This window comes from Acidovorax sp. GW835-FHT14B10, assembly GCF_058793725.1.
In genome coordinates this window covers 35957-47402 of the sequence record NZ_JBXAGC010000010.1, presented here as the reverse complement: position 1 = coordinate 47402, position 11446 = coordinate 35957, and the positions used below count along the sequence as shown (strand labels likewise).

Below are 11446 nucleotides of genomic sequence, written 5' to 3'. Positions count from 1 at the left end.
TGACCTTTGACCGCATTATTGGGCTAAAGGTGAGTAATTTATTACAGCCTCCCTCTGCCGCCAGTCTGAATATAGGTGAGCAGTTCGTTTTGCTGGCGATTAATTGCCGTTAATGTGCTGTGAACGCGTTTGATGACTGCGCGCATAAAATTGAACACGAGCTCCGGGTGGTCATTTATTAGCGGGTCGATGTCAGCCTTGTTAAAACTGATAACAGAGGAACTCCCCAGAGAGCGCACCGTATCAGCGTGAGCAGAGCCATCAATAAAACTCAGTTCTCCAACCAGATCGCCTTTTTCGAGAACATGCAAAACGGCAGGAGTCTGTCTTTCTTTCCCTTCATTGACGATCGCTAAACGGCCTTTTGTCACAATATAAAAACTGTTCGTTGAAATGCCCTTTTCACATAGCACTTCATCATCCGTCAAATCAATTTTCTGGGCCGCCCGTTCCGCAAGTATTTTTGCTCCATCTTCGCCAATGTATTTCCCAATGGGTGCGTTGTGGATTAATGCTGCGATCTCTTTGGCATTTGCTTTCATTATATCTCTCCAGATGTTACATCAGATATGTCAGTAATGACGAGTAGTGATCGGCTATGACAAGCGATCGCCGGGCTTTGGAGACGGCACCCTTGCGGCGCGATAGGTGTGATTGGTCGCCAGATGCAAATTGTTTTTAGCCTGCTCAGTCAACCCGATTTGCAGCTCCCATTCATAGCCCCTGATCGCCAGCACATAGACTTCCGGAATCTTGCCAAAACACTGCTCACAAGTGGCCATGATGGTTTCTATGGACATCGCATGCGAGGTAAAGCTGAAATCCATTTTTGGCTCGGCTTTATACAAGCGAAAGCTGTCAACCGTCGTATCCTTTGAGGCGTCGACAAATAGCACCCGCTCTTTACGGCTGATTAAATCTGCGTCTTCCAGATTGAGCTGATAAAATCTTACTTTCTCCGCTTTTAAGCAGATAGAGGATGCTTCCAACCAGTCAATAAATGCCCAGCCCAGGCCATCATCCTGACGGCCAATATTGCCTATGCCGTAAATCAGGGCTGAATCAGAGTCGAAATGATTCAGTGTGAGATTATTTCCGGCATTGATCAATTTGATTTCCTCCTGCGTCATAAAGCGTCACCTCCAGCGGCATTTCACCAAGTGCATGGGTCGCGCAACTCAGGCAGGGATCATACGCACGGATGCCTACTTCGATCGCATTCATCATGCCCTCGGTGATTTCGGCCTTCCCGCCCAGGTATTCCTCAGCCACATTGCGAATGGTGCGATTCATTACCTGATTATTTTGTGTCGTGGCAACGATCAGGTTGGCGAAAGTGATATTGCCTTGCTTATCTGCCTTGTAGTGATGCAGCAACGTGCCGCGCGGTGCTTCCACCACGCCGACGCCTTCTCCTGTCCACATGGCAGCCGTTGAGGTGACGACCAGCTGCTCTTTTTGCAGATCAGGATCGTTCAGCAACTCCTTAATGAGTTCAGCCGAATGAAGTATTTCTATTGCTCTGGCCCAGTTGGTATGCAACGTTTTGTGGCTGGACTTGCCCTTGTTATAGGCATGGAACTCTTCCAGCGCAGCTTGGGCGAGCGGCGTTGAATACGATTTTGTGACATTCACGCGCGCCAATGGACCGACCCGCACCGAACCTTTTTCTCTGCCAAGCTCCTTCAAGAACGGAAACTTCATGTAACTCCACTCTTCTGTCGCTTCAGAAAACTGGTCAAGATAATCATGATAATCCAGTTCTCGAACGACGTTCTTGTCGCCGTCTATAATGCGCATCTTGCCGTGATAGTAATCGACGTCGCCGTTACCGTCGACCAAACACATGTCCAATGCCGGCGCATCCCCGAAGCTATCCACCATCGCGCGATTCTTCTCATGGAAGTCATAAAACAGTTGAAGACCTTCCATCGCATATTCGACCACTTGATCGATACTCGGAATCCCGGCGTCTCCTTTGATGAATCTATCCCGTACTTCCGTCGTTAGATTGTTATTCACGCCGCCAGGAATGGAGCTGATGCCGTGCATTCTCTTTCCCAGCACAGCACGAATCAGTTCCTGCCCCCACTTGCGCAGCATGACCACCCGTTTAACCAGCTGCGGATTAGCAACCGCCAAACCCAGGACATTGCGCTTTTCGGGCGCCGCCTCCATGCCAAAGAGCATTTCTGGCACGATCAGGTAAAAATAAGCCGTCGCGTGGGATTGCAGTTGCTGTGCGTAATGCCCCAGCCGACGCATCTTCTCAGCAGTGGGGGTAATCAGATTATGTGTGGAATAGCCGACACCCACCATATCATCCAGTGCTTTGGCTCCGCACAGATGGTGACTCACAAAACAGATCCCGCAAATGCGCTGCATAAGCATGGGCGCTTCCCAGTAAGGATGCCCCTGAAGGAATTTCTCAAATCCGCGGAATTCAACCACCAGCAACTTCGCGTCAACGACCTTGTTCTCATCATCAAGCTGGACGATGACTTTTCCATGGCCTTCGATGCGGGTAACGGGGTCGATAATGAGTTTTCTGCTCATGATGGTTTTCCTTTTAATCGTATCGATTGATCGATGCCGGCAGATCCACTTTGCGGCCATTTACTATGTCATCCAGCACCTTGAAAATAGCATCTGCATCAGGCGGACAGCCGGGGATAAAGTAGTCTATCTTGACCACTTCGTGATTTGGATAAACTTTGGTGGTAATCTTGGGAAGATCAGGGTGATGAGGGATAATGGGAATTGTCCCGGAGACGGCTGTAGGGGAATTGATATAGGCTTCCTCAAGACACTCGGTGAGTGACCCTTGATTACGCAAGGCAGGTACGCCACCCCAGACAGCGCAGGCACCGACTGAAATCAAAATATCGCAGTTTTCGCGGTAATGCTCCAATGTCTCAATATTTTCCTCACTGGCGACGCCGCCTTCAATAAACCCAACCACACAACGTTCTGGAATGCGTTTGATGTCAGTCAGTGATGAACGCAGAATGGTGACCTTATCCAGAAGAGTCAAAAGCCGTTCGTCCATATCCAGAAATGACAGAGTACAGCCCCAGCATCCGACAAGGGCAATCATCGCCACGTTGATTTTTCCTTCTTGGCTTGCCAGAAACTCGGCGTCCGCCGGGGTTTTTGGCAAATCATGGCTGTACATTACGCTTTCAGCGACATTAACTTCCTTCACAGGCTGATTGCTCATTTGTCTTCTCCGTCTAATGCACGTTCACGTACTGACATGATGTCGAATTTTCTTCTCCCGATCGGATCGTTGAAACCAACTTTTTTTTCAATGATTGTGCCGACCGGACAAAGATCAACCGCACGGGCGACTTGCTCAGCACTCATTTTATTCGCTAGTTCAACATTAATTTCAATGCGTGAGTTGGCGCCGCGGCCGCTGATGCTGAAAATTTTCTTGCCTGTTTCCTCATCCCGAACAAATTCCACGCAACGCTGACAAAAAATGCAACGATCCCGTTCGAGCAGAATCTTGTCGGATCCATAATCTTTTTTTCGTGGTGTGAATCGATACTCGAATCGGGACACCATCATGTCAACCTCATAACCCACTGCCTGCAAGTCACAGCGTCCGCTTTTTTCGCAGCTTGGGCAGTTATGAGTGCCCTCAGCAAACAAACTTTCAACCAGTGCCTTGCGCATATCCGCGACTTCTGGCTCATTGACCTCGACTTCCATGCCGTGAGCGACAGGAACGGTACATGCGGCGACAACTGCCCCCCCCACTTTCACCGAACAAACTCGACAGGTGCCCAGACAGGGCTGACCTTTCATATAACAAAGGGTTGGAATGTAAATGCCGTTTTCCAGTGCGACATCGACCAGCCTCGCGCCTTTCGGGGCGTTTAGGTTTTTCCCATCAATTTTGATTTGAATCACGATTGAGTTCTCCTGTTGTTCAGTGTAGAGATCGCCTCCAAGTATCCCCTACGGCTTTCCTCTAGATCGAATGAAGGCAGCAGCGGACTATCTTGTTTTATCAATTTTTCCTGATATATTTCCGGGAATTTTTCCATTGTCGTCAGGATCGGCTTAGGCGAGGTGCCGCCAAGCCCGCAACGGCTCGTTTTGCGCACCATCTTTCCCCAGACAACCACTTCATCAAGATCTTTTTGACATGCTTTGCCTTCGATGACGCGGTTTATTTTTTTGAACAAATCGACGTTGCCGGAACGACAGGGGACACAGATCCCGCAAGATTCATCCACAAAAAACTGGGTAAAGTGCCTGGCGACAGCCAAGAGGTCACGAGAACGATTAAAGATCATGAATGAACCGTTACACGAGAGATCTTCCAGAGCGATTGCCCTGTTACCTTCTTTCTCGACCGAGACGCAATCCCCTGACGGGCCGCTGACTTGAACGGCCCAAGCATTTTTGGCTCCCGCTTTCTCCAAAACCTGGTTGAGCGTAATGCCCCACTCGATTTCATAAATTCCTGGCGCATCGCAATCGCCGGAAATACTCACTAGCCTTGTGCCGGCTGACTCGGCTGTGCCCATGTCGCTAAACCAAGGCGCGCCTTCTTCCATGATTCGAGTGACAGTGGCAAGCGTTTCTACATTGTTGACACTGGTTGGCTTGCCGAGATAGCCTGCATTCACTGGGTAGGGAGGCTTCACTCGCGGTGTGCCACGTTTACCTTCCATCGATTCAATCAAGGCAGTTTCATCGCCACAAATGTAAGCGCCTGCGCCCATTTGTATGCGTATGTCGAAATTGAACTCAGGTTTTCCGCCGATACTCCTGCCTAGCATGCCCTCTGCGCGGAAATCGGCCAGCTGTTTTTCAAGATAGTCTTTGAGATAGTAGTATTCAGAGCGCAGATAAATAATTCCCTCCTGCGCGCCAATCGCATAGCCAGCGGTGATCAGTCCGAATATCACTTCCTTGGGGGATTCCGTCAACAAAACTCTGTCTTTGAATGTGCCCGGCTCGCCCTCATCGGCATTGCAGATGACGAATCTGGTTTTCTCATCATTATCAGAGCATAGGCGCCACTTGAGACCGGTTGAAAAACCAGCGCCACCGCGTCCTCGCAATCCGGACTCAGAAACAGTTTTTATAACTACCTCTCGAGGAGTGTTAATAACTTTACTCAGCAAGTCCTTGAAATCAGTCTTGTTCTTAAAAAATACAGCGCCTTCGCTGCGGATGTTAGATTCCACCATGGTGTGGATATAAGCCAACGTGTCGCTCGCGAATCCCTCGGGATTGACAATATCGGCAGGCGATTCACCACTTTTCAAACGAGTGATGATGCGCGAAATTTTCTCAGGAGTTAACCTTGTGAAAACCTCCTTGCCGATCAGCATCGCAGGTTCTTGATCGCTTAGACCGATACAAGATGCTGTCTCCAGGCCAAATGTTCCTGTGGCGTCTTTTTCGCCAAAGAGGCATCCGGTCTCCTGCTCAAGGGCATCGTAGACGGCCTGATAGCCGTTCAATCGTGCGATGACGGTGTCACTTAAATAAATCTGATGCTTTGCGGGAGGCTTGCCAAGAAAGAAATGATAAAAGGAATAGGTCTCCCGTATATCCAACTCAGTCAAACCAAGTTTGTTCGCCATTTCTGGCAGGACTGCATCTGGAATGTAACCCCACTGATGCTGGATATCCCAAAGAATATCCATTAAACGGGTTCTATCTGAGTTGTGGCGCTTAAGTATTTGGTGGATCTTTTTCATAAACTTTTGTCCTATGTAAAGTTGGTCCCAAATAGAGCTGGGACGGGTATGTCGCGTCCCCGCCGACCCAATCTTGACCCGCCCTGCGGCCCAAAACATCCTGGGAATTTGTGACCTGATTTGATGCGCAGGCGACCATCAAATGCAATTCACGCGCCAACACACAGCAGACAACGGGAATACCCTAGGATCTCGATCTAACTGATTGTTTCTATTGCGGAAATTTGATCGCTGAAAACCAGCCCACGGTACAGCGAGCAAATCACTGGAAGGCCAGCTATCGGTTGCAGGCAATCTTCGAAAGAGATGTGTCCGGTCCACACGGTGGCGGGAATGCAGCCGTGCTGGGGCTTGGCCATTGCCCCAACCCCGGCCACTGGTCGATCTCATGGCGCATAAGTTCGCGGGCCTCGACGCGCTGCTGGCGCAGGCGCTGCGCGACGTTACCGCCGGTGGGCAGCCGCACCACGCGTACGCGTCAGACGTTTGCCGTCACGCCAGTCGATCTCGCGCAGCACCAGCAGCGCCAGTCGGTGCTCAAACGCCAGAACGGTTGCGGCTTTAGTCGTGTCCCGCTCCTCCTGCAGGGCAGCGACCGTGTCGTCCAAGTCGCAGTGCCCTCGTGGGCCTGGCCGTGATCGCGCTGTAACCATTAGCAAGTCGCCAAGTTAGGGGGGGCAAATCGTCGCGGTTCTGGAGGACAGATGGCGCCTTTGCGTGAAGGGTGAAGGGTGAAGGGAGTATCAGCAGAGGGCAAGCGCCACATGACCTTATTCTTCGAGCAGCCGCCCTGCAGCGTTCGACAAATTGCCCTCCGCGCGGAAATAACCCAACACCGTCGGGACGCTGCGATGGCCCGTCAGCGCCATCGTCTCGGCCAGCGGCATGTTCTGCCGCCCGGCCTCGGTCACGAAGCGCGAGCGCAGTGAATGCGCAGAAAATTCCCCCGCGATCCCCGCCAAGGTGCAGCGCTGCTTCACGATATCCCGCACCGCAGCAGGGGAGAGCGGCTCCCCGAGATGCCCGCCTTTGCGGATCCTGCGGAAGATCGCCCCCGAGCAGATCCCGGTGGCCTGAAGCCAATCCTCGAGCGCCGCGGCGGCAGGGCCCAGCAGCGGCTTGCTGTTTTCGGGCAGGTCGACCCCGGGCTGGTTGGTCTTGGAGTAGGCGAGGGTGTAGACGAACCCTTCCGGGACCCGCTTGAGGAACTGCATGTCCGCGCCGGCCACCTCTGATCGGCGCCTTCCTCCGCTGGCCCAGGCGAACAGCAGCAGGGCTCGGTCGCGTCTGCCGCGCAGCGAGTCGTCGCAGGTTGCGAGCAACGCCTGCAATGGATCCTTCGTCAGCGCATCCTTTTTCTGGGTAAGCGGCTGGCCATCCCATCTTGATAGACATCGCCCGGCATGGGAGTCTCGTGTCCGCGTAACTTTTATGCGGACAGATGGACACTTTTGTTGAGGCGCCGATTGGGCGCGGGCGGCGACGCCATAGTGCCGAGTTCAAGGCAACGGTCATTCGGGCATGTCGGCAGCCTGGCGTGTCGATCGCAGCCGTTGCGCTGGCCAACCAGTTGAACGCGAACATGGTGCGTAAATGGGTCCTCGACGCTGAGCGGAATGCTTGCGGAGCAATCGCGCAGCCAGCCATAGGCCCGCTGCAGGGGCGGCGAAGGCCACGCCGACGTTCGTGCCGTTAGCGTTGCCGCCGGTTGCGGCGGTGCCGGCGGACATTCGGGTGGAGCTTCGTCGAGGCGGCACGGCGATTACGGTGACTTGGCCCAGCGCTACGGCGGCCGAGTGTGCGCAGTGGCTGCGGGAGCTGCTCAAGTGATCCGCATCGACGCGGTGTGGCTGGCTGTCGAGCCCATCGATATGCGCGCCGGCGCCGAGCGGCTGCTCGCGCGCGTGGTCCAAGTCTTCGGGGCGGCCAAGGCGCACCACGGCTAACAAAACGATGTCATCGCCAATCGCACCTGAGGTGTTTGACGAGGCATGGCAAAAAACAAAAACAAAGAAATCAGCGCAGCGCTATGGAAAAAGCTCAAGCCATTACTGCCCGTGGTGCAGCCCTCGCCCAAGGGAGGAAGGCCCCGGTTGGACGACGAACTTGCGCTCAGCGGCATCCTCTTCGTGCTGCGCACGGGCATCCCGTGGGAAGAGCTTCCCCAGGAACTTGGCTTTGGCAGCGGCATGACCTGCTGGCGCAGACTGCGCGACTGGCAAGCGGCCGGTGTATGGCATCGTCTGCACCAGGTCTTGCTGGCCGAGCTGCGTGGCGCAAGCCAGCTCGATCTCAGCCGCGCCTGTATGGATGGAGCCAGCGTGCCCAGCCCCCGGGGGGCCCGCACACCGGCCCCAACCCTACGGACCGTGGCAAGCTTGGCAGCAAGCGCCACCTCGTCACGGACCGCCAGGGCATCCCGCTGATGTTCTGCGTCACCGGGGCCAATCGCCATGATTCGGTCGTTCTCGAGGAATTGGTCGACGCTCTGCCAGCGGTGCGCGGCAAGCGCGGCATACCACAGAGATGGCCCGACAAACTGCATGCCGACAAGGGTTACGACTATCCGCGCTGCCGCGCGCATCTCCTGCGCCGGGGCATCCAGGATCGCATCGCCCGCAGAGGCATCGAGCGCAATGATCGACTCGGTCGCCACCGCTGGGTGGTCGAGCGAACGCAGGCGTGGCTGGCCGCCTTTGGCAAGCTGCGCATCCGCTTTGAACGCCGCATCGACATTCATTTGGCTTTGCTTTCCCTGGCCTGCTGCGTCATCTGCGTCCGCTCGTTGCACAAGTTTTGTTAGCCGCTCTTATAAGCTTTTTCTTATTAAGAGTAAGTTTTTTATTTCAAAATGACGCTAATCGCCAAGACCTGCGTAGCGTCATCAACCGTCAATGGCTGGGCGCTATTCATTGACCTTCTGGCGCCTCGTTGGCCCGCTTTCGGCGAGCGGACTTCTGCGGTGGCCTGAACTGTGCGACCAACGTGCGCAGAGTTTCCGCTTCAGCCTTGTGCTGCGCCACCGCCTGAAGGACTTGCTGCAGCTCAGCACCTTGCGCCTGGTTGACCCTGGCGCTTTCGGCCATAGCGGCGCGTGCGCTGTCCCGCTCCGCCGCCAACCGTGTCTGGGCGGCATTGGCTTCCAGGAGCTTGGCGTGGTGACCCCTTTCGGTTTCAGCAAGCCTGGTCCTTGTGCTCGTCGGAACCGTGCGCCAGCACGCCCACGGAGGCGGCGGCGACACAGAGGCCGATCAGGGTATGGCGAATGTGAAACATGATGCATCCTCCTTTTGGTGGAGGGGCTGACTAGGGCTGCCGCGCCCGACGAGATGCCGCGGTTGTGAATTTTCTCAGCGCACGGGCTGGATGTCGGTGACGATCATCTTCCCGCCTTCCTGGACGACCATGAATTGCACCTTGTCGCCGGGCTTGAGGTTGGTGAGTTGGCCCTTGTCGCGGACGGCAAAGACCATAGTCATTCCGGGCATGTCCAGGTTCTTGATGTCCCCATGCTTGAGGGTGATCTTGCCGTTGTCCAGATCTACCTTCTTGACCTCGCCATCGGTCATGGATGCGGGTGCGGGCGCGGGCGCCGAAGTCTGGCCTGAATTGGGACTGACCTGGGCATGGCCCGCCAGCGGCAGGGCAGCGCCCATGGCCAGAGCGGAGATGGTGAGCAGACGTTGGATGGTGTTCATGGTGACCTCTGGGTAAATGGATGGATCTATGGTCAGGCCCGGCCATGGCTCGGCCAGCTGTGGTGGGCGCTTCAGACCATCACTTGCGGCCTACCTGGATGGCGCCCTTCATGCCGGCCTCATAGTGGCCAGGCATCAGGCAGGCAAAGTTCACGGCGCCCGCCTTGGTGAACTGCCAGACGATTTCACCCTGCTTGCCCGGTGCGAGCGTGACCTTGCCGGGTTCGTCGTGCTCCATGTCCGGGAATTTCTTCATCTGCTCCAGGTGCTCCAGCAGTTCCTTCTCGGTGCCCAGGCTGAGTTCGTGCTTGACCTGGCCGACGTTCTTGACAACGAAGCGCACGGTTTCGCCTTGTTTGACCTGAATGTTCGACGGCGTGTAACGCATGTTGTCGCTCATTTCGATGGTAATGATGCGACCGGCCTTGGCGACAACGCCGGGTTTGCCAATGGCTGTCTCACCCCCATCACTGTGGCTACCTGCATGGGTGCCGCTGGCGAAGGCTACCCCGGACGTGGCCAGTGCAGCCATAGCGAAGAATTGAGAAATAGTGGATCGCGTGAATTTCATGGATTGGCTCTCGTTGATAACTGAAGGGAAAACTCAATGCTCACCATGCGAAGTGGGCTTGCGCACCTTGACTTCGGTCGGCGTTGCAGGCTTGCGAACGCGCGGCATGGACTGGCCGCCCTCGGCGCTGAAGCGCGCGGGCTCGGCCATGGGGCCGGTGTACTCATGCGCCACCGTGCCTGCGGGATGCTTGTACCAGCCCGGATCCTTGTAGTCGCCCGGCTTCTGGTCGCGGCGTACCTTGAGCACGCTGAACATGCCACCCATCTCCACCGAGCCGAACGGCCCCTGGCCGGTCATCATCGGGATGGTGTTGTCGGGAATCGGCATTTCCATCTCCGTCATGTCGGCCATGCCGCGCTCGCCCATGACCATGTAGTCGGGGATGAGCTTGTTGACTTTCTTGGCAAGGCCGCTGTGATCCACGCCAATCATGGTGGGAATGTCGTGCCCCATGGCGTTCATGGTGTGGTGGCTCTTGTGGCAGTGGAAAGCCCAGTCGCCCTCCTCGTCGGCGACGAACTCGATTTGGCGCATCTGCCCCACGGCCACGTCGGTGGTTACTTCATGCCAGCGCGTGCTTTTGGGCGTCGGGCCGCCATCGGTGCCAGTGACCACGAATTCGTGGCCATGCACGTGCATCGGGTGATTGGTCATGGTGAGGTTGCCCATGCGGATGCGCACCTTGTCGTTGAGACGCACGTTCAGAGAGTCGATACCAGGAAAGACACGGCTGTTCCAGGTCCACAGGTTGAAGTTCGTCATCTCCGCGACCTTGGGTGTAGCGGCCCCGGGCTCAATGTCATATGCACTGAGCAGGAAGCAAAAGTCCCGTTGCACCTCGTCGATCAGCGGGTGCCTAGCTTTCGGGTGCGTGACCCAGAAGCCCATCATGCCCATGGCCATTTGCACCATCTCGTCGCCGTGCGGGTGGTACATGAAGGTGCCCGGGCGGCGCGCCACGAACTCGTAGACAAAGGTCTTGCCGGACGGAATCGCCGGCTGCGTCAGACCGGTCACTCCATCCATGCCGCTGGGCAGGCGCTGGCCGTGCCAGTGAACACTGGTGTGCTCGGGCAGCCTATTGGTCACGAAGATGCGCACACGGTCGCCCTCGACGACCTCGATGGTCGGGCCGGGGCTCTGTCCGTTGTAGCCCCACAGGTGGGCCTTCATCCCTGGTGCCACTTCGCGAACCACCGGTTCGGCGACCAGGTGGAACTCCTTGATGCCCTGATTCATGCGCCAGGGCAGCGTCCAGCCGTTGAGCGTCACCACTGGGTTGTACGGTCGTCCCGAATTGGGCATCAGCGGGGCCATGGTGTTCGGGCTGGTCTGAATGACGGGCTCGGGCAAGGCCGCCATGGCGACACGGCTCACCGCGCCGGCCGCAACGGCGCCGCCAGCAATACCGGCGAACTTGAAAAAATCTCTTCTGGATGTCATGGCAA

At 55.8% G+C, this 11446-nt stretch carries 12 protein-coding genes and 1 pseudogene; 2 read left to right on the top strand and 11 right to left on the bottom strand.

Features of this window, described 5'->3' with window-relative positions; all coding sequences use genetic code 11:
* Nucleotides 1-41: 41 nt before the first annotated feature.
* From AC1Q5S_RS09620 to AC1Q5S_RS09585, 8 genes and pseudogenes are all read right to left on the bottom strand, one after another.
* Entirely contained in the window at nt 42-542 is a 501-nt protein-coding gene (locus AC1Q5S_RS09620; protein WP_492238719.1) for a Crp/Fnr family transcriptional regulator, read from the bottom strand.
* A 54-nt stretch (nt 543-596) separates the two neighbouring features.
* On the bottom strand, nt 597-1130 hold the full coding sequence (locus tag AC1Q5S_RS09615; protein ID WP_492238718.1) for a hydrogenase maturation protease: 534 nt from the start codon (nt 1128-1130) through the stop codon (nt 597-599).
* A complete protein-coding gene (locus tag AC1Q5S_RS09610; RefSeq protein ID WP_492238717.1) occupies nt 1090-2556 on the bottom strand; it encodes a Ni/Fe hydrogenase subunit alpha in 1467 nt (488 codons plus the stop codon). The genes AC1Q5S_RS09615 and AC1Q5S_RS09610 overlap by 41 nt, the downstream gene beginning before the upstream one ends.
* Before the next feature lie 13 nt (nt 2557-2569).
* Entirely contained in the window at nt 2570-3220 is a 651-nt protein-coding gene (locus AC1Q5S_RS09605; protein WP_492238716.1) for an NADH-quinone oxidoreductase subunit B family protein, read from the bottom strand.
* The gene (locus AC1Q5S_RS09600; protein WP_492238715.1) at nt 3217-3918 is read right to left on the bottom strand and encodes a 2Fe-2S iron-sulfur cluster-binding protein; all 702 of its coding nucleotides are present in this window, start codon (nt 3916-3918) and stop codon (nt 3217-3219) included. Before AC1Q5S_RS09600 ends, AC1Q5S_RS09605 begins: the two co-directional genes overlap by 4 nt.
* On the bottom strand, nt 3915-5726 hold the full coding sequence (locus tag AC1Q5S_RS09595; protein WP_492238714.1) for an NAD(P)H-dependent oxidoreductase subunit E: 1812 nt from the start codon (nt 5724-5726) through the stop codon (nt 3915-3917). The genes AC1Q5S_RS09600 and AC1Q5S_RS09595 overlap by 4 nt, the downstream gene beginning before the upstream one ends.
* Nucleotides 5727-6169: 443 nt before the next feature.
* The gene (locus tag AC1Q5S_RS09590) at nt 6170-6334 is read right to left on the bottom strand and encodes a hypothetical protein (RefSeq protein ID WP_492238713.1); all 165 of its coding nucleotides are present in this window, start codon (nt 6332-6334) and stop codon (nt 6170-6172) included.
* 162 nt (nt 6335-6496) lie between these two features.
* Nucleotides 6497-7168, bottom strand: a pseudogene (locus AC1Q5S_RS09585) (site-specific integrase); the annotation flags it as partial.
* Between AC1Q5S_RS09585 and AC1Q5S_RS09580 the strand changes: the two are divergent.
* Nucleotides 7168-7422: a transposase gene (locus AC1Q5S_RS09580; protein WP_492238712.1), complete on the top strand. Its 255-nt coding sequence runs from the start codon at nt 7168-7170 to the stop codon at nt 7420-7422. The pseudogene AC1Q5S_RS09585 and the gene AC1Q5S_RS09580 overlap by 1 nt on opposite strands.
* A 295-nt stretch (nt 7423-7717) precedes the next feature.
* A protein-coding gene (locus AC1Q5S_RS09575) for an IS5 family transposase (RefSeq protein WP_492238711.1) occupies nt 7718-8529 on the top strand; the annotation gives its coding sequence in 2 pieces (ribosomal slippage) (nt 7718-8048 and nt 8048-8529; 813 coding nt in all).
* Nucleotides 8530-9076: 547 nt separating this feature from the next.
* On the opposite strand, the gene AC1Q5S_RS09570 is transcribed toward AC1Q5S_RS09575, so the two are convergent.
* The 3 genes from AC1Q5S_RS09570 to AC1Q5S_RS09560 all read right to left on the bottom strand — a co-directional run bounded on the left by AC1Q5S_RS09570 (nt 9077) and on the right by AC1Q5S_RS09560 (nt 11441).
* Nucleotides 9077-9424: a copper-binding protein gene (locus AC1Q5S_RS09570; protein ID WP_005794624.1), complete on the bottom strand. Its 348-nt coding sequence runs from the start codon at nt 9422-9424 to the stop codon at nt 9077-9079.
* Nucleotides 9425-9503: 79 nt separating this feature from the next.
* Complete coding sequence (locus AC1Q5S_RS09565; protein ID WP_348682439.1) at nt 9504-9995, bottom strand: cupredoxin domain-containing protein; 492 nt, start codon at nt 9993-9995, stop codon at nt 9504-9506.
* A 33-nt stretch (nt 9996-10028) separates the two neighbouring features.
* Nucleotides 10029-11441, bottom strand: coding sequence for a multicopper oxidase family protein (locus tag AC1Q5S_RS09560; RefSeq protein WP_005794621.1), 1413 nt, complete (start codon nt 11439-11441; stop codon nt 10029-10031).
* Nucleotides 11442-11446 lie beyond the last annotated feature (5 nt).

Coding starts and splice junctions, on each gene's coding strand:
- AC1Q5S_RS09560 (WP_005794621.1), bottom strand. CDS start 11,441: ATGACATCCAGAAGAGATTTTTTCAAGTTCGCCGGTATTGCTGGCGGC.
- AC1Q5S_RS09580 (WP_492238712.1), top strand. CDS start 7,168: ATGGACACTTTTGTTGAGGCGCCGATTGGGCGCGGGCGGCGACGCCAT.
- AC1Q5S_RS09595 (WP_492238714.1), bottom strand. CDS start 5,726: ATGAAAAAGATCCACCAAATACTTAAGCGCCACAACTCAGATAGAACC.
- AC1Q5S_RS09620 (WP_492238719.1), bottom strand. CDS start 542: ATGAAAGCAAATGCCAAAGAGATCGCAGCATTAATCCACAACGCACCC.
- AC1Q5S_RS09605 (WP_492238716.1), bottom strand. CDS start 3,220: ATGAGCAATCAGCCTGTGAAGGAAGTTAATGTCGCTGAAAGCGTAATG.
- AC1Q5S_RS09615 (WP_492238718.1), bottom strand. CDS start 1,130: ATGACGCAGGAGGAAATCAAATTGATCAATGCCGGAAATAATCTCACA.
- AC1Q5S_RS09565 (WP_348682439.1), bottom strand. CDS start 9,995: ATGAAATTCACGCGATCCACTATTTCTCAATTCTTCGCTATGGCTGCA.
- AC1Q5S_RS09570 (WP_005794624.1), bottom strand. CDS start 9,424: ATGAACACCATCCAACGTCTGCTCACCATCTCCGCTCTGGCCATGGGC.
- AC1Q5S_RS09610 (WP_492238717.1), bottom strand. CDS start 2,556: ATGAGCAGAAAACTCATTATCGACCCCGTTACCCGCATCGAAGGCCAT.